This is a genomic window from Shewanella sp. P1-14-1 (genome assembly GCF_001401775.1).
Classification (GTDB): domain Bacteria; phylum Pseudomonadota; class Gammaproteobacteria; order Enterobacterales; family Shewanellaceae; genus Shewanella; species Shewanella japonica.
In genome coordinates, this window is sequence record NZ_LKTL01000003.1 from 77,105 (window position 1) to 95,355 (window position 18,251).

Here is an 18,251-nt window from a genome sequence, read left to right on the forward strand (position 1 = left end):
CATTAACCCAACGAGTGATAATGAGCTGTCATGTATGACGAAGTCAGGACTGTCGCTCAAACCATTTCGGTGATGCCGCAATAAAATACGGGTTTAAAATATCTTCTTTTTGGTTGTAATCTAACGGTGCTAAATCTGGGTGGCGTAACACTTGTCCACCTGCACTTTCTAATACTGCTTGCGCCGCCGCGGTATCCCATTCACTTGTTAGCCCCATTCTTGGGTACACATCAGCTTTACCCTCTGCCACTAAACAAAACTTAAGTGAGCTGCCGACGCTTTGCATCTCATGCTCACCAATATTAGCGACATACGCTGCTACGTCAGGGCTAATGTGCGAGCGACTACCTACAACAATCGGGTTTTCACTAATAGAACGTTGGCTGATATCGAGCTTAACTCGCTTATCACCTTGTTCTAGCCAAGCACCTTGATGGCAAATACCTGAATAACACGTTTCTAAGACTGGCGCATACACCACTCCAGCGATGGCTTTACCATGATGTATTAGCGCAATATTGACAGTAAATTCACCATTTCGTTTTATAAATTCTTTCGTTCCATCCAGTGGGTCTATAAGCCAATAGGTGTTCCATAATTGACGTTCTTCCCACGGGATATCTGCAGCTTCCTCACTCATGATTGGAATACCTGCAAACTGACTTTCAAGTCCTGCGACAATAACATTATGACTTGCAATGTCAGCAGCCGTGACTGGGCTGTCATCCTGTTTAGTGACGACTTGCAAGTCTGAAGATGAATACACCTGCATAATGGCATTACCCGCGTCTTTAGCGATGCTGATAACTTGCTGTAACTGATTTTCTGTTATATCAAAAGGTTGATCTATTCTCTGGCTACTCAAAGGTAACTCCTTGGAAAATATCGACGATTAAGTCGTAAATAATCAACACATTATGCCATTGAACAAGGTAAATATTTATAACTATTTAGCTTGTCTTAGACATTAATCATTAGCCTTGCTAATACCGCTATTGTTACTCATTTGTAATAACAGGTTTGATAGTAAGCCAAGTCGGATAAGCTTGAAAGCCTCTAACCCTTGGCTGCATTCGTATTCAAACCTGAATGTTATTATCCTTTTAGCCACAAAATGGTGGCTAAAAGGCAGGAGTTATCCAGTGACGCTACTGTAACTAACACTTGTTATCTTAAAAGTATTGTCCCATTTATTTAACCAGCTGCACTTTATCCACCTGCATTACAACACCATTTTGATTGCCCCATGCAGGGAAAATAACTAACGGCGTATCCACTTGCGTTAATACCAAGCTTGAACCTGTATTGGCGACGAGATCAGCTAACGCAATACGGTAATGTGTCCATGCGCCAACTTCAGGCGCTGGGATGGCAAAATCTCCTGAACTACATGGATGGCCACAATCGACTTTAATATTAAAATCGCGTACTTCGCGAGGGTCTGTTATGACGTTAAGATCAAATTCGACCGCAGCAAAGCTACTGACATCTTGCTGCAAGCCTGTACTTTGAAAATACACCACAGCCTCATCAGTATTAAAACTAAACTGGTTGACAATGCCATGGTCAGCACCGACGTCTAGTTGCTCAATTGCAACGCTGCCTGATGCCGCATAATGACCAATAGTAAAAGGAGCTTTTACTTCATCATCATAAATAATAAGCTCATTAGCCGTTGATACTTGATATTCATAACGGACATTATCGATTTGTAAGCTCATATTGCCTAATGGTTCAATGACAAAGGGATTTGATACTGATGCTAAATCAACGAAACTTCCTGGAGAAAACCGATTACCACTGGCAACAAGTTCCGCAATAGGTATACGGATTTCTGTCCAAGTATTCAATTCAGGTAAGCTAACACTCACATCACTAACATTCGGCCAACCACTATCAATTTTGACCAATAACTCAACGTCGTTGTCTGTGCTTAATAGATTTAAGTCAAAAAGTAAAGTGCCGTTTGCTGACCAATGTGACAAATCAGCAGTAGGTGGATAACTAAAATAAGCATTACCTGTCGCGCCAACTTTATCTAGCTGAAGCACTTCCCCCTTTCCCTCAACAGTTATCGTTTGTAATGTCACCGCATTATCAGGATTGTAGCTATCAAGACTTAACCCCTCAGCGAGTCCTTCGTCATATAGTATGAATTCTGGCCCCGCACCTATATCTGTTGATGGCACAGTAATTTCAGGGGCAACATGCCCTTCAACAATCTCAGCATTGTCACCTACGCTGGCACAACCAGCCCCAGTTTCGGGTGACACACTGCACTCATAAACTCTAACGTAGTCCACTTCTAATACTTGCGGGAAAAAACTTTCATCAACCCCAGTGTTATTGACATTACCCGCCCAAGTTCCACCAACTGCTAGATTTAAAATCATATGAAATGGTTGATTATAAGGAGCATCTTCCGCTGCATTAGCGAGATTACCATCACTATCGACGTATTGACTGTACCAACCTGTTGAACGTTGAGTTGCAAAGTGGACGTCATCAACATACCAACGAATTTCATCCTTCTCCCACTCAATGGCATAAACATGAAAATCGTCAGCTGGGTTAGCCCCATCAGGTAAGCTATATTCAGCGCCAGAGTACACATTGCCAGGCCAGGCTTTACCGTAATGCAAGGTGCCATGAATTTTAGCTTCTGGAACAGAGCCTTCAGTCACCACTTTAAGGTTAACCGCTTCCATAATATCGATTTCGCCGGAACCAGCCCACGGGCCATAAACCCAATCTGTTGGCAACATCCAAATCGCTGGCCATGTACCTTGCCCTTGCGGCATTTTGGCACGGATTTCAAAACGGCCATATTTCCAGTCACCTTTGTTCGTCGAATCTAATCGTGCTGATGTGTACGCTTGCTGTTTTGACGTATCGTTTTCATCATAATTAGGATCGCCCAATGCAACAGCAGGACCACTAAAATCTTCTCGCTGTGCAGTAATCACTAACTTTCCATCAGCAACTTGGCTATTTTCGGGACGCTGGGTATAACATTGCTGCTCCTCATTGCCTCCGCCATAACAATTATATGCGAGGTTCCACTTGTCTAAATCGATAGTGGTACCATCAAACTCATCGCTCCATACCAAATTCCATAGGTTTTCTTGTTCTTCGCTGTTATCGACAGGTGTGGTGTCTTCAACAACATCTGTGGCACTGTCAGAGCCGCATCCTAATAACATGGCTGCAGCGAGACTCACACTTGTGATAGTTAAAACTGATGCTCTTTTTTTCATTTTCCCCCCAAGGAATACTCAAAAATCACGAAAAAAATCTAGCAAAATCCCCTACAAAATTAATTGCAAGTTCACAACAGTGCAGGAATAACTTGCCAGCTAGCATTATGCTAGCCGACAAAACAAAAATTATATTAGGCGTCTGGGCAGGTTATTGTGGCTGTTTCTGCCGCATTAGGCACAATCAATAAGTCGCTAAAGTTAATCTCAGCGCTCCCATTGGTTGCCAAATAGAAAGGTGTATTGATGTTACCGAAATTCACGTCTTTATTTGCAAAGCACTTCAAATCAACACTGATGGTTTGCCACTCACCTACCGCTGTATTTAAGGCATTAGCAATATCCACATCTGCGCGGCAATCTCGGTCACATGCAACCCCTAACATCACTGGCTGCTCAACTTTATTGGTGGTTTTAATTAACACTGACAGCGCTGAATCGGTGTTTGAGTATGCTCGTAAGTCACGAGGAAAGTTACTGATTAATCCTACAAACCCAAGGCCTGTACCATTAAAACTAACTAAACGAGCATCTTCTTGAACAACTTTATCAAAAGTTCTGATCGTCACAACATCATTACTTTGAATGCTGCTACTGACAGTATCGGACGATGATTCAGTACCAATCATTAATCGCCAAGGCGCTTTTACTGCACGTTCAAACAATGCTAATGAAGTTAACTTCTCCTGGGCTGCAAAATTATCTTCCGAGAGCGCATTAGACACGTCACTCTTCTCGCCATACTTCAGGCCATAGCCATAAGCGAATAAAGGCTGATAATTTTCATCATGGACATTAACTTCTGTTTGCTGAGGTCGAGTTGGCCACGAAAATGAAAGTTTACCGGTAAAGTCATGATTTACTTTGCCGTCTTTATCACTAAATAGCACTTGTGAAATACCATCGCCTTCAGTACCTGGAAGCCAAGCAGCAACAAAGGCATCCGATGCATTTAGCTCAGGATTCACCCACATAGGACGACCACTGATAAAGATAGACACAACAGGAATACCTTGAGACTTAAGTGAACGAAGTAATGCTAAATCACGTTTATCACCACGTTGGTATTCAAGGTTATCAATGTCACCATTACCTTCTGCATAAGGCTCTTCACCGAATACAACAATAGCAACATCTGGTTTATTGTTTGCTTCAAACTGACCATCAACATTAAGTGTTACTTGGCCACCAGCCGCTGTCACATCTTTAGCAATACCAGCATAAATAGAGGTTGCACCAGGAAAGTCTTCATTTAGATTATCGGTGCCTTGCCATGTGATACTCCACCCGCCAGATTGCTTACCAATATTATCTGCGCCATCACCAGCGACTAAAACGTTCATTTTTGGAGAAAGTGGTAACACATTATTATTGTTTTTCAGTAAAACTAACGATTCGCGTACTGCTTGTCTGGCGACATCACGATGTGCCTTAGCACCAATAAGTTCAGTTTTACCTGAAATTTCACGGTTAGCAGGACTGGTTTTTTCGAACAAGCCAGCACGAATTTTCACTCTGAGTATACGGCTAACTGCATCATCTATTCTTGCTTGAGGGATTTCACCATTTCTCACTTGGGCAATCGTATTCTCATATAATGGTTTCCATGCACTTGTAGGTACCATGTACACATCCAACCCAGCATTTGCCGCTTGCGCACATGACTCATTAGTACAGCCATCGACTTGTCCATGACCATTCCAATCCCCTACAACAAAGCCATCAAAGCCCATTTTGTCTTTAAGCACATCATTCAGTAGGTATTTTTCGCCATGAATTTTTTTGCCTTGCCAGCTGTTAAACGACGCCATGACGGTTTGAGCGCCAGCAGTCAATCCACCCACATAACCTTGAGCATGAATATCAAATAGTTCTTGCTCAGAATCTAGGTTTTGTCCTTGGTCTATCCCTTTTTCAGTCCCACCATCTCCTAAGAAATGCTTCACTGTGGAAATAACATGTTGATCAGATAAAAAGTCATCTCCGACCTTGCCTTGAAGACCTTCGACGATAGCATGTGAGTAGGCTTTAACTATTTGTGGATCTTCAGAATAGCCTTCGTATGTACGTCCCCAGCGATCATCACGTACAACAGCAACCGTGGGGGCAAATACCCAATCAATACCTGTTACCATCACCTCTTTAGCGGTAATGGCGGCTATTTCACGAATTAAGTCTGGATTATTCGCCGCACCTAAACCAATGTTATGAGGGAAAAGCGTAGCGCCAATAACGTTATTATGACCGTGTACGGCATCTGTGCCCCACATAGTTGGAATTGCATTGCCATCAATACTGTCATCTATAGATGCTTGGTACATATCTTCGGCGAGTTTAATCCAATCTGCAGGCGTGGCATGTTTATCATTATTAGGATAGGCGCCACCACCATTAAGGTAAGAGCCAAATCCATAAGTACGCATATCCTCAACGGTAATATCACGGATCTCAGGTTGGATCATCTGCGCAACTTTCTGCTCAAGTGTCATTGTCGCCATCAAATCAGAAATACGCTTCTCAAGCGCAGCGTCTTTTGTAAATGGAATCGCCAACTCCGGCCAAATAGAAATGTCACCTGAAACAGTCCCAGAAACAATCTTATTGGACACCGTTTGTGACGTTTCAGCTACAGGTGCAGGTTTATCATCACTTACCTTTGGTACTGATTTCTTTGTTTCATCTTCGCCACATGCCGATAAACCCATCACGACAGCTAGCAGAGTGAGTGGCAAGGTTATTTGCTTATTTGCGAATACGTTAGTTGCCTTATCCATAATATTGCCTTTTCTATCCAATCTGCCTTCGCAGAAGATTAATTAATAAAAAACTTGTGGTATTAAGCTTGTGGACGCTTTGCCTTACTGCCAATAAGGCCATAATGGGCAATAAAGGCATAACAAACTAACGGTAAAATAAACGCCATTTGAATACCAAATGAGTCAGCTAGCATGCCTTGTAGTAGCGGCACAATAGCCCCACCCACAATGGCTAAACACAGTACGCCTGAACCTTGACTGGTGTGTTGCTTTAAATCGGTCAGTGCTAAACTGAAAATCGTCGGGAACATGATTGAATTGCATAATCCAACCAACAACAGAGCCCACATCGCAGTCGTGCCCTCAGCAAGCATCGCAACGGCCACTAATAGCACGGCGCAAGTTGCATTAAAGGCCAGTACTTTACCCGCCGCAATTTTTTGCATGACTAATGCGCCAATGAAGCGTCCGACCATGGCACCACCAAAGTAATACGCAATGTATTTAGCCGCTTGCGCTTCAGTAAAGCCACCAATATCAGGTTGAGTTAAAAAGTTAATCAGAAAGCTACCAATACCCACTTCAGCGCCCACATAAACAAAAATACCTACTGCACCTAAAACAAGGTGTGGAAACTTCCAAGCGCTGCCAGTATCAGAAGAAGACTGTTGGGTGTTTTGTTCACTGATACCAAGTACAGGTAGCTTTAAAACAAAGAAAATTATCGCCAGCACACACAATGCACCAGCTAACATTAAATAAGGAACTTGCACTGTACTTGCTTGATGAACGGCTTCAATGGTTGCACTTTCAACAGCAGCTGAATCATCACTGTGACTCATATTGCTAAGAATGAGGTAACTGCCAAAAAACGGCGCGACAGTGGTACCAAGCGCATTGAATGCTTGGGTCATCGTCAGTCTAGAAGAAGCGGTTTCAGCTGGGCCTAACGCACTGACATAAGGGTTCGCTGCAACTTGTAAAATTGTAATACCAGCAGCCAATACAAAAAACGCGCTTAAAAACATCCAATAAGAGGCATAGCTAGCTGATGGATAAAACATCAAGCAGCCAACGCAGGCAATCGCAAGCCCTGTCACAATGCCTTTTTGATAGCCTATTTTGCCAACTAAAGCACCAGCAGGTACGGAAACAATAAAGTAAGCACCGAAGAAGCAAAACTGCACTAACATGGCTTGGGTGTAACTTAATTCAAACATACTTTTTAAATATGGAATTAAGATGTCATTTAAGCAGGTCAAAAATCCCCACATAAAAAATAATGAGGTTAATGCCATCAACGCAAACTTAAAGTTACCGCTTTGATGAACACTTCCCATTTCTGCAGACTCTGCATTTAATGGTGCACTGGCCATGTCATTCCCTCTTTAATTATTATCTATTTATGGTCGATGACTATCTAAGCACTGTAGCTGTACACCTTTAGTAGTACGCAGATAGGCTGTTTCAAGATTTATCTAAATCAATTATTGACCTTTTGTTAATTAATCACTAATCTCGATGTAAGCGCTTTCATTTTTAACATATCGATAACGAAAGTCAACGCTTTTTGTAAGTAATCATTGTAAAAACACTTAGGTATTACCCTGAGTAAAAGACGCTGTAGTTTCGTTGACACAAATACGCCTGAAACATATTAAGTGAATAATAAATATGAAAATTTCTCTACCCGAAAATTCTAAAATGCACTCAAAATCATTTACGTTTGGAGTGGCAACTGCCTCTTTCCAAATTGAAGGAGCAGCAGATTCTCGCTTGCCTTGTATTTGGGATACCTTTTGTGCGACTCCAGATAAAATTCGAGATGGTTCAGACGGTAAGCAAGCCTGCGAGCACGTTGCGCTTTGGAAAGAAGATGTCAATTTAATCGAATCTTTAGGTGTCGATGCTTACCGTTTATCACTTTCGTGGGGAAGAGTGATTAACCAAGATGGCAGCTTAAATCAAGATGGGGTTAACTTTTATATCAACTTAATGGATGAATTAAACCGTCGTGATATCAAAGTGTACGTCACCCTATATCACTGGGATCTACCTCAACATATTGAAGATGAAGGTGGCTGGCTTAATCGAAATACGGCATACCTTTTTCAAGACTACGCGGACAAAATTACTAAAGCCTTAGGTGATAGAGTGTATTCCTACGCCACCTTAAATGAACCTTTTTGTAGTTCATATCTAGGTTATGAAATTGGTATTCATGCACCAGGGCTTGCTACCAAAGCTTTTGGCCGCAAATCTGCGCACCATTTATTACTTGCACATGGATTGGCTATGCAAGTGATTCAAAAAAATAGTCCCCAATCTCTTAATGGTATTGTGCTTAACTTTACGCCATGCTATCCACTGACCCAAAGCGCAGAAGATAAAAAAGCGACACAGATTGCAGATGACTACTTTAACCAGTGGTATATCAAACCCATTATGGATGGTGAGTATCCAGCAATCATTAACGATTTTGCAGCTGGTGATAAACCCGACATTGAACCAGGCGATATGGCAATCATTAGTCAGCCAATCGACTTTTTAGGCATTAACTTTTATACCCGCGCCGTTTATCAAGCATGTAGCGACAATCAATTTGTCCAAATAGATATGAAGGATGCCCCTAAAACAGATATTGGGTGGGAAATTTATCCAGAAGCCTTCACTGACTTATTAACCAGTCTCAATAATACCTACTCATTACCTCCTATTTATATTACTGAAAATGGTGCGGCAATTGACGATCACATTGAAGATAACGCCGTTAACGATATTGACCGCCTAGAATATTATCAAGCCCATTTAAACGCTGTAAATAATGCTATAGAGCAAGGCGTGAAAGTTGATGGCTATTTTGCTTGGAGCTTAATGGACAACTTTGAATGGGCGGAAGGCTATTTAAAACGCTTCGGAATAGTGTATGTTGATTACCAAACACAAAAACGCACCATAAAGCGCAGTGGCTTAGCTTACCGTGACTTTATTAATCAACGCATTGATTAATCGATAAATACTCAAAACCCTACTTAAAAAGAATAATAACCCGAAAGAGGTTTTCAATGATTAGCGTTAAAGAGAAAATAGCCTATGGATTAGGTGATACCGCCAGTAACATCGTGTTTCAAACCGTGATGTTATTTTTAACCTTTTTCTATACTGATATTTTTGGAATTTCGCCGGCATTTGTCGGCACCATGTTCCTTGCAGTACGATTTATCGACGCAATAACCGATCCGCTAATGGGCGCATTAACCGATAGAACCGAAACAAAATGGGGTAAGTTCCGCCCCTACCTTATTTGGTTTGCCCTGCCCTTCGGTATTATCAGTGTTATGGCCTTCACCACGCCAGATTTAGCGGAAGAAGGCAAGATGATCTATGCCTTTGTTACCTACACCGCCCTGATGATGGTTTATACCGCCATTAATATTCCTTATTGTGCATTAGGCGGCGTATTAACCGCAGATCCAAAAGAACGTGTTTCCGTCCAGTCTTATCGCTTTGTGTTTGCCATGATTGGTGGATTAATGGTGTCAGCATTAACCTTACCTTTAGTTGAATATTTCGGACAAGGTGATCAAGCTAAAGGTTATCAGCTTACGATTGCGGCAATGAGTGCCTTGGGCGTAGTGATGTTTATCTTGTGCTTCTTAGGAACCAAAGAGCGCTTACATCCTCCTAAAGATCAAAACCTCAGCTTCAAAAAAGACTTTAAATTACTCTGGCAAAACGATCAGTGGCGCATTCTTTCAATCGCTGCGATTTGGTTATTATCAGGTATGGTATTAAAAACCAGTTTAGCGATTTATTACGTTAAGTATTATTTGAATATGCCTGACTCCATTACCTTATTTATCACGCTTGGAATGATAGGTAATATTTTTGGCTGTATCTTAGCTGAGCCTTTAGCCAAACGAGTCTGTAAAGTAAAAGCTTATATTACCATTCAAATTATTGCTGCTGCGTTATGTATAGCAGCCTACTTTGTATCGGGTGAACAAGTGGAATTGGCATTTGCGCTGTTCATTGTTTGGGGCTTCACCTTCAATATGGGCACCCCATTGCTATGGGCTAAAATGGCGGATGTTGTCGATTACGGCCAGTACAAAACAGGCGTTAGAATTACTGGCATGATTTATTCTTCAATCATTTTCTTTATTAAGCTTGGTGTTGCAATTGGTGGCGCAGCTGCTGGTTGGTTACTGGCTTTTTATGGCTATCAAGCAGATTTAGAGCAAACAGAAGCGACACAACACGGTATTTTGATGTCATTTACCCTTTACCCTGCTGTCGGCTCTATCATCGTAGCCATCGTAATGAAATGGTACACCTTAGATAACAAAGCGGTAAGTCAGGTTCATGCTGAGATTACAGAATAACTATCAATGGGTTAATAGATAAAGCTGTTAGTATAAATTTACTCAGAATTGTATATAGTTAACAACAAACAGCCTTGATACAATTTACACTATCAAAAGAAAATACTGTCAAATTGGCCTGATGATTGAGTTACATTCGTCAATTTATCTGTTTTTTTGATGATTATGCTAAAAGGTTCATGCTAGTCTTATCGGCGTTTTTCGATTTTGACTAGCAAAACAAGTATTAAATAGGGATATATGGCGACTATATATGATGTATCAGTGTTAGCAGGTGTTTCGCTGGCAACGGTATCAAGAGTGATGAATAACAATACTAAGGTCAGTGAAAAAACACGCCAGAAAGTATTAAGCGCAATGGATCAGTTAGGTTATCGACCTAATACCATCGCTCAATCACTAGCGTCTAGTCGCTCAAACAGTGTTGGAGTCTTAGTCTCTCAACTTGATGGTCCATACTATGGCCCTATGATGACCGAGATTGAAACCGCGCTTCGAGCTGGCAATAAGCACGTTATTATTGCCGCTGGCCATAGTGTTGAATCACAGGAAAAAGACGGTGTCGAGTTTTTAATGAGCCGTGGCTGTGATGCGTTGATTCTAGACGTTGAAGCTGTCGATGATGAATACTTGATAAATCTACATAAAGGCAACACTCCCATTGTGCTCATTAACCGCTATATTGAAGAAATCAGTGATTGTTGTGTTTATTTAGATAATGAACTGGGCGGATATTTAGCAACCAAGCATATTTTGAGTCAAGGTCATACTGATCTTGCTTACGTTTCAGGCCCGTTATATAAGCTAGATGCTCAAGACCGTTTACTCGGACATAAACGAGCGTTAAAAGAGTTCAATGTCGACTTTGATAAGACATTATTTTATGAAGGTAACTTCCGTGAATTTGGCGGCAGTGATGCGATGAATCATTTATTAACCATCGATAAGCCTTTCACAGCGGTGGTATGTGCCAGTGATCAGATGGCTTCAGGAGCGATTGCAGTTTGCTTAGAAAGAGGCATGAAAATCCCTGAAGAACTCTCTTTTGTTGGCTACGATAATATTCCTTTTCCACAATATATTTCACCAAAACTCACCACAGTGAACAACCCCATCCATGAAATGGGTAAAATGGCTGCATTTTGGGTGCTTAAGCATGTATATAATGACCCTAAGGCGATAGTCGAAAACACCTTCATCCCGCAACTGATAGTGAGAGACTCTGCGACATCACCACACAAGTAACCTTCGAAATTGAAGACGTTAAGGGAATAGTCTAACTCGCTATTCCCTCATATACTGTTTCCCTATACGCTTTATATTACCCCGATAACCTTAATACTTTGCCAATATCCTCTCTGCCTATTCCTTTAAACAGTTAGCGTTTCCGCAGTAATGAGTACAAGCACAACTGGCATCTCGCCTATCATGATATCCACAAGGTGTTAATATCACCCTCCTTTATCGTTTACTCGCTACCGCTTTATTCCCTATAACCTTCTACTCGCTTTACCGTTATTCACTCTTCACTCTGTGCTCTGTCTAGGTACTCTGTTCAAGTAATATGCCCTGGCACTTTTGTTTTTCAATCGTGTTAATTTCGGTTATTCACTTATCAGGCTTGGTACTCAAGAGCGAACTGACTGATTAATTGAAGCTCAAAAGTGCTTCAGCGTTGCCTAGAGGCTAACGTCTCTTTTTAAGTGCCCTAAGTAGCCAGCTGAAACATGACTAATCGCACCAAATAACGGGCAAAGAAACCTTAAATCGGAACCCGTTAAATCAGTATATTGTCTTGATTTAAAAATGATGATTTTAAATTTGCAACAAACCAAACTCCCTACCTTAAAATTTACAATAAAAATGTAAGCGCTATCACAAAAATATTTCTTTTTTATTTCTACAAAAAAAAGCACAAAAAATAAATTTAAATCAATTAAAACAATAAGCTAAAAAATTTTACTTTATCCTTTTATAAAAACAAGGTTAACAAGTTGTGACTTTTTATCGTAATTATTGTTGACGCTGTTAACAAATTAATCTAATTTTATGTAAGCGCTTACATTAACTTTTACATAAAGGCTTTTAAAAGCGTTTACAAATGATGAATAAAACACATTACGTGAATGCGTAATCCGAATAAAAAAATCAGAGAGTAGTAGCCTGAGATCTAGTCGAGGGGAGACTTAGATGAAATCTAGAACATTCAAAAAGACCAGAATTGCCACTAGTTTGTCGGTAGTACTGAGTGCAAGCACCATGATGCCTGCATTTGCAGCAGACGAAGTCGCTGCAGATGAAAACATCGAGGTGCTTCAGGTCACTGGTATTCGTGGAAGCTTAATTAAATCAATGGATTTAAAAAGAAGCTCTGACGGTATCGTTGATGCGATTAACGCAGAAGATATTGGTAAATTCCCGGATAGTAACTTAGCAGAATCTCTGCAACGTATTACTGGTGTATCTATCGACAGACAAAATGGTGAAGGTAGCCGAGTGTCTGTTCGTGGTTTCGGTGCAGACCAAAACTTGGTTATGCTGAACAATCGTCAAATGCCAGTAACCACAGGTTCGCGTTCATTCGACTTCGCCAATATTGCTTCTGAAGCAATTAGTGCTGTTGAAGTTGAAAAAACCAGCCAAGCGAAAAACTCAACCGGTGGTATCGGTGCAACCATTAATGTTCTAACTCATCGCCCTTTAAGCTCTCCAGGTCTTAAAGCCACATTTGGTGTTAAAGCCGTTGATGACACATCAACAGATGAAGGCTCTGTAACACCTGAATTATCAGGTTTATATTCAAATACCTTTGCTGATGGCAAATTTGGTATTTCTATCTCTGCAAGTTACCAAGAACGTGAAAGCGGTAATCAGCAAGCGCAAGTGGGTACAGGCTGGCGAAGTTTCCCTGGTATTGTTGACCAAGACTGGGGTGGCGATAACGCTGAATGGGGTGGTGTTCCAAAAGACGATAACCAAATCAACCGCCCTGGCGAAGATGACGTATATGCAGTTCCTCAAACCACGGTTTACCGTTTTGAAGAGCAGCAACGTACTCGTACAAATGGTCAATTAGTACTGCAATACGAGCCAATTGACTCATTACGTGCAACATTAGATTACACCTACATGCAAAATGATGTTGATACTCAATCTCATGATGTTTCTGCATGGTTTAACTTCGTACCAACACAAGAAAGTACTTGGTCTGACGGCCCAGTATCTTCGCCACTTGTTTACTCTGAAACTTACCCTGATGGCGGCGCCGATTTATCAATGGCAGCTGGTGATTACGGTACCCGAGATGAAAGTGGCTCATTAGGCTTTAACTTAGAGTGGGATGCAACAGATAATTTATTCTTATCATTGGATTACCACACTTCAGAAGCTGAACGCTCACCAAACAACAAAAATGGTAGTAACAGTAACTTAAGTACAGCAGCATTTATTCGTACAAGTGCAGCGACTGACTTTACTGGTGATGTACCCGTTCTCGCTGTGGGTGGCGGTAATGCCGTTCGCCCTGAAGATATGCGCGTGACCGGTTCTGTATTTGGTAACGCTCGTAATAAATCTGAAATTGAACAATTACAAATTAACGGTACTTACGTATTTGAAGAAGCGGGTAGTATTGATTTCGGTATCGCTGCAACTGACGTTAATAACCATTCTCAATCAGTTAACGTTCAACGTAATGACTGGGGTGGTGTAGGTGCTGAAGGCGACTTTGACCCTTCATGGTTCCCTGCAGATAGTGTTCAAGATAAGTTTGATGGTTCACAAGGTGACTTCTCTGATTATCAAGGTTCTGCCTCTATTGACCCACAAGACGTTATCTTCTTATGGGACTTTGAAGCAGTAAGAGCACGTGCAGCTGAATTATACGGCTCAACGGCGATTGGTGATTGTGGTAATGGTTTCTGCCCATCGACTGATTACGCTAGCGATACTGACCGCTTCACTCAAGAAGAATCTCAATCTGCTTACGTACAATATAACTACGAAGGCGAGCTTGGTGATATGCCATTTGATGTTCACTTAGGTTTGCGTTACGAGAAAACCGATGTTGAATCTAAGTCCGCAGTATCATCGTACGATCAAGCGACTTGGATTGCGGAAACTGAGATTGCTCTAGAAAGTACAACGGCTGATAACCGCGTATTTGGTACTCAAACAGGCTCATACGATTACTTACTACCAAGCTTTAACTTCAACATTGAAGTGGTAGAAGATATCTATTTACGTGCAGCTTACAGTGAAACCATTGGTCGTCCAGATTATACCTCTATTCAAGGTGGTACGTCGGTAGGCACACTCGCTAACCGTGGTGGTGGTAGTGGTGAAAGTGGTAACCCAAGTTTATTACCGCTTGAATCAACTAACTATGATTTCTCTGGTGAGTGGTACTATGCTGAAGGCAGTTATGTTTCTGTTGGTTACTTCCGTAAAGACGTAACAAACTTCATTGACAGTAACCCTGTTAATTCAAATATCTACAACATTCCGGATCCATCAAATGGTGTTTACGTTCAAGAAGCCATTGCTGCAGGTGCAACAACCGCAATTGAGCAACGCCAGTGGATTTATGATAACTACGGCGCAACAGATCCAAACGTTACGTTAAACCCTGATAACGGTAATATCGAAATTACAGGTAACCCTGGTGACCCTGATTTAAACTTCGTGATTACCACACCGTCTAATAGCAGCGACAGCTCAGTTATTGATGGTTGGGAGTTTGCGGTACAGCACTTCTTTGGAGAGTCTGGTTTCGGTATGCAAGCTAACTACACGTTAGTGAATGCGGGTGATTCTTATGACAACTTCAACTTAAACCGTCCAGGTGATGAGCCACAAAACGTATTAACTAATATCAGTGATACAGCGAACGTTGTTGCTATCTATGAAAACTACGGTTTCTCAGCTCGTCTTGCTTGGAACTGGCGTGATGAGTTCTTGAACTCAACTGGTGACGGTACAGGTGCTAACCCATCTTACACTGAAGAATACTCGCAAGTTGACTTCAATATTGGTTACGACATCGCCGCAGTTGAAGGCTTAACAGTATTCTTCGAAGGGTTAAACATTACTGAAGAGAATACTCGAACTCATGGTCGTTCAAGTACTCAAGTACTTAACTACACACAAACAGGAGCTCGATACAGTCTTGGCGCTCGTTATACATTCTAACGTGTGCACCTTTTGCAAAATGTAAACTAAGGTCGTTTGAGGTGACTATTATGGTCACCTCTTTTTTAAGCTACATCCGTTAGCAACAAGGACGTTGCACCTTTTTTAAATTTCATTTTGATTTTTATTAATACAAATTATTACGCTATACCTCTTGTAAGTGATTGAAAAATATTCAATGCTAAATAAACTCAAAATCACATTATTCTTAGTAACAAACATTTCAATACAGCCTTAACGATAAAACAAAACAATAATAGGCAGATTATGGAACACGCGATAAGAGACATCATTATTGTTGGCGGCGGCACTGCGGGATGGATTACCGCTGGCATTTTGGCTGCTGAACATAACGCTGACAATGGCAAATTATCGCCCTCCCCTAAGCTCAACATTACATTAATTGAATCACCAGATGTTGCCACTATTGGTGTTGGTGAAGGCACTTGGCCTTCAATGCGCACGACGCTGAAAAAAATCGGTATCAGTGAAACTGAGTTCTTAATCAGCTGCGATGCAAGCTTTAAACAAGGCTCTCGTTTTATCAATTGGACCCATAGCCCAGACGCTGATCTAACCAAGCAACCCCGAGATCATTACCTTCATCCATTCAGTTTACCAATTGGCACTAACGAAATTGATTTATGCCCTTTTTGGCTGCCTCACCGTCAACAAGTCAGTTTTGCTGACGCTGTTGGCCAACAAAACCAACTGAGTATGCAGGGCTTGGCACCTAAACAAATTACTACCGGTGAATACCAGTTTCAAAACAACTACGGTTACCATCTCAATGCGGGTAAATTTAGTCAGTTACTGCAACAACATTGTACCGAAAAGCTCGGTGTAACTCATATTCAAGACCATGTCAGCGATATTCAAAAAGCTGAGAATGGCGATATTCGTTCATTAGTCACTCAACATTCAGGCGAGCTGACAGCAGACTTCTTTGTTGACTGTACAGGGGTAAAATCTTTGCTACTCGGTGAGCAAATGCATGTACCGTTTGTATGTCAAAAATCAGTGTTATTTAACGATTCAGCGTTAGCGATTCAAGTCCCTTACCCAACTGATGATACTGAGATTGCTTCATGCACTCATTCAACCGCACAAACCAATGGCTGGATATGGGATATCGGCTTACCGACAAGACGTGGTGTGGGCCATGTGTATTCGTCTAGCCATACTGATCAAGCGCAAGCTGAACAGCAATTGATTGACTACTTAAGACCCAGTGTCAATGTTGACCTCGATAACCTTGATATTAGAAAACTATCAATAGCACCAGGTCACCGAAAAATTTGCTGGAAAAACAATTGTATGGCAATTGGTATGGCATCGGGCTTTATTGAGCCGTTAGAAGCCTCTGCATTAGCATTAGTTGAATGGAGCGCCAATACCTTAGCGCAGCAACTACCTGCCAATAGACAAGTTATGGATATTGTTGCCACTAGAGTCAATCAACGATTTTCTCAGCATTGGCAACAAATTATTGAATTTTTAAAGTTACATTACGTATTAAGTCAGCGCAGCGATAGTGATTATTGGCATGATCATCGAGAGTCATCGACCATACCAGAATCATTGCAACAGCAGATAGCGCTATGGCGAACCCAAACGCCCAATAAGCATGATATTCAGCACACTGACGTGTTATTTCCCGCTGCAAGTTTTCAGTTTGTATTATACGGAATGGCGTTTGAGACCCATGTGCCAACTCACCTAAAACCAACGCTTCAACAGCGTGCTCAGCAGTTGTTTACTGAAAATATCAAGCGAACCCAGGGATTAAAGCAAATCCTGCCAACCAATCGCGAGCTGCTCAATAAAATTCGTCAATATGGCTTGCCCCATATTTAGCAACAAAATAACAATATCTGTTTTCTTTTGAACAATTGAAAAACAGCAAAAACCAATAATATTTGATTAGGATGTCAGCATGAACAAACCAGTATTACTCAACAGTGTCGATCATAAAGATATTAAAATTATTACCGAACGCTCAGAAAAGTACGGTGATAACCTATGGTATACAGTGACTTTTCCGGCTGAATTCAGAAGTGTTCAAGCGCACTATCCCATCTTTTTTCAAAAAGACAGTAATACAGGTCAGTTTTACTCTGTTGCCATGTTTGGTTTTCAACATAAAGAGAATTTGTTTTTACAAGATGGCAAATGGCAAGCATCTTATATCCCGCTTACCGTTCGTCGTCAGCCATTTTTAATCGGCCAACAAACTATTCAAGAAGACGGTGTAGAGCAAGTACAACGTGTGATTCACCTTGACCCTAATCATCCTCGTATTAATGAAACTGAAGGTGAGCCGCTATTTTTTCCATACGGCGGTAATACGCCTTATTTAGATGAAGTCGGTGAAATGCTTGAAGTGATCCATCATGGGTTAATTGACAGTAAACAGTTCATTGAAACGCTCATCAAGCTAGAACTGCTCGAATCATTCACTTTAGATATTGAACTTGATAATGGCGCCAAGCACCAAATGATTGGTTTTTACACCATCAATGAAGAAACCTTAGCAAGCTTACCTGCCGAAACTTTAGGTGAGCTGCATCAAAACGGCTATTTGAGCGCAATTTATATGACGTTGGCATCACAATCCAATATCAGACAATTACTCAACTTTAAAAATGCACAATAGATAGCAA

The 18,251-nt window shown here is 41.2% G+C and carries 10 protein-coding genes; 6 read left to right on the forward strand and 4 right to left on the reverse strand.

Going from position 1 to position 18,251, the window contains the following annotated elements; translation table 11 throughout:
* Window positions 1-43: 43 nt before the first annotated feature.
* The 4 genes from cysQ to AN944_RS02660 form a co-directional block, all read right to left on the reverse strand.
* A complete protein-coding gene (cysQ, locus tag AN944_RS02645; RefSeq protein ID WP_225442205.1) occupies window positions 44-865 on the reverse strand; it encodes a 3'(2'),5'-bisphosphate nucleotidase CysQ in 822 nt (273 codons plus the stop codon).
* Between the two features lie 325 nt (window positions 866-1,190).
* On the reverse strand, window positions 1,191-3,257 hold the full coding sequence (locus AN944_RS02650; RefSeq protein WP_082419862.1) for a glycoside hydrolase family 16 protein: 2,067 nt from the start codon (window positions 3,255-3,257) through the stop codon (window positions 1,191-1,193).
* Window positions 3,258-3,391: 134 nt separating this feature from the next.
* Window positions 3,392-6,031, reverse strand: coding sequence for an exo 1,3/1,4-beta-D-glucan glucohydrolase (locus AN944_RS02655; protein WP_055023037.1), 2,640 nt, complete (start codon window positions 6,029-6,031; stop codon window positions 3,392-3,394).
* Between the two features lie 62 nt (window positions 6,032-6,093).
* The gene (locus AN944_RS02660; RefSeq protein WP_055023038.1) at window positions 6,094-7,389 is read right to left on the reverse strand and encodes a sugar MFS transporter; all 1,296 of its coding nucleotides are present in this window, start codon (window positions 7,387-7,389) and stop codon (window positions 6,094-6,096) included.
* 298 nt (window positions 7,390-7,687) lie between these two features.
* Between AN944_RS02660 and AN944_RS02665 the strand changes: the two genes are divergently transcribed.
* The 6 genes from AN944_RS02665 (at window position 7,688) to AN944_RS02690 (ending at window position 18,244) form a co-directional block, all read left to right on the forward strand.
* A complete protein-coding gene (locus AN944_RS02665) occupies window positions 7,688-9,022 on the forward strand; it encodes a GH1 family beta-glucosidase (RefSeq protein WP_055023039.1) in 1,335 nt (444 codons plus the stop codon).
* Between the two features lie 56 nt (window positions 9,023-9,078).
* The gene (locus tag AN944_RS02670) at window positions 9,079-10,398 is read left to right on the forward strand and encodes a glycoside-pentoside-hexuronide (GPH):cation symporter (RefSeq protein ID WP_055023040.1); all 1,320 of its coding nucleotides are present in this window, start codon (window positions 9,079-9,081) and stop codon (window positions 10,396-10,398) included.
* Window positions 10,399-10,638: 240 nt separating this feature from the next.
* Window positions 10,639-11,643: a LacI family DNA-binding transcriptional regulator gene (locus tag AN944_RS02675; protein WP_055023041.1), complete on the forward strand. Its 1,005-nt coding sequence runs from the start codon at window positions 10,639-10,641 to the stop codon at window positions 11,641-11,643.
* A 945-nt stretch (window positions 11,644-12,588) separates the two neighbouring features.
* Window positions 12,589-15,588, forward strand: a complete 3,000-nt coding sequence (locus AN944_RS02680; protein ID WP_055023042.1) for a TonB-dependent receptor — start codon at window positions 12,589-12,591, stop codon at window positions 15,586-15,588.
* A gap of 267 nt (window positions 15,589-15,855) precedes the next feature.
* Entirely contained in the window at window positions 15,856-17,445 is a 1,590-nt protein-coding gene (locus tag AN944_RS02685) for a tryptophan halogenase family protein (RefSeq protein ID WP_055023043.1), read from the forward strand.
* A 79-nt stretch (window positions 17,446-17,524) separates the two neighbouring features.
* Entirely contained in the window at window positions 17,525-18,244 is a 720-nt protein-coding gene (locus AN944_RS02690; protein WP_055023044.1) for a SapC family protein, read from the forward strand.
* Window positions 18,245-18,251 lie beyond the last annotated feature (7 nt).

Excerpts from the sequence above, each read along its gene's own strand:
- AN944_RS02665 (WP_055023039.1), top strand. The coding sequence starts at position 7,688 with ATGAAAATTTCTCTACCCGAAAATTCTAAAATGCACTCAAAATCATTT.
- AN944_RS02660 (WP_055023038.1), bottom strand. The coding sequence starts at position 7,389 with ATGGCCAGTGCACCATTAAATGCAGAGTCTGCAGAAATGGGAAGTGTT.
- AN944_RS02655 (WP_055023037.1), bottom strand. The coding sequence starts at position 6,031 with ATGGATAAGGCAACTAACGTATTCGCAAATAAGCAAATAACCTTGCCA.
- AN944_RS02650 (WP_082419862.1), bottom strand. The coding sequence starts at position 3,257 with ATGAAAAAAAGAGCATCAGTTTTAACTATCACAAGTGTGAGTCTCGCT.
- AN944_RS02670 (WP_055023040.1), top strand. The coding sequence starts at position 9,079 with ATGATTAGCGTTAAAGAGAAAATAGCCTATGGATTAGGTGATACCGCC.
- AN944_RS02690 (WP_055023044.1), top strand. The coding sequence starts at position 17,525 with ATGAACAAACCAGTATTACTCAACAGTGTCGATCATAAAGATATTAAA.
- AN944_RS02680 (WP_055023042.1), top strand. The coding sequence starts at position 12,589 with ATGAAATCTAGAACATTCAAAAAGACCAGAATTGCCACTAGTTTGTCG.
- AN944_RS02685 (WP_055023043.1), top strand. The coding sequence starts at position 15,856 with ATGGAACACGCGATAAGAGACATCATTATTGTTGGCGGCGGCACTGCG.
- AN944_RS02675 (WP_055023041.1), top strand. The coding sequence starts at position 10,639 with ATGGCGACTATATATGATGTATCAGTGTTAGCAGGTGTTTCGCTGGCA.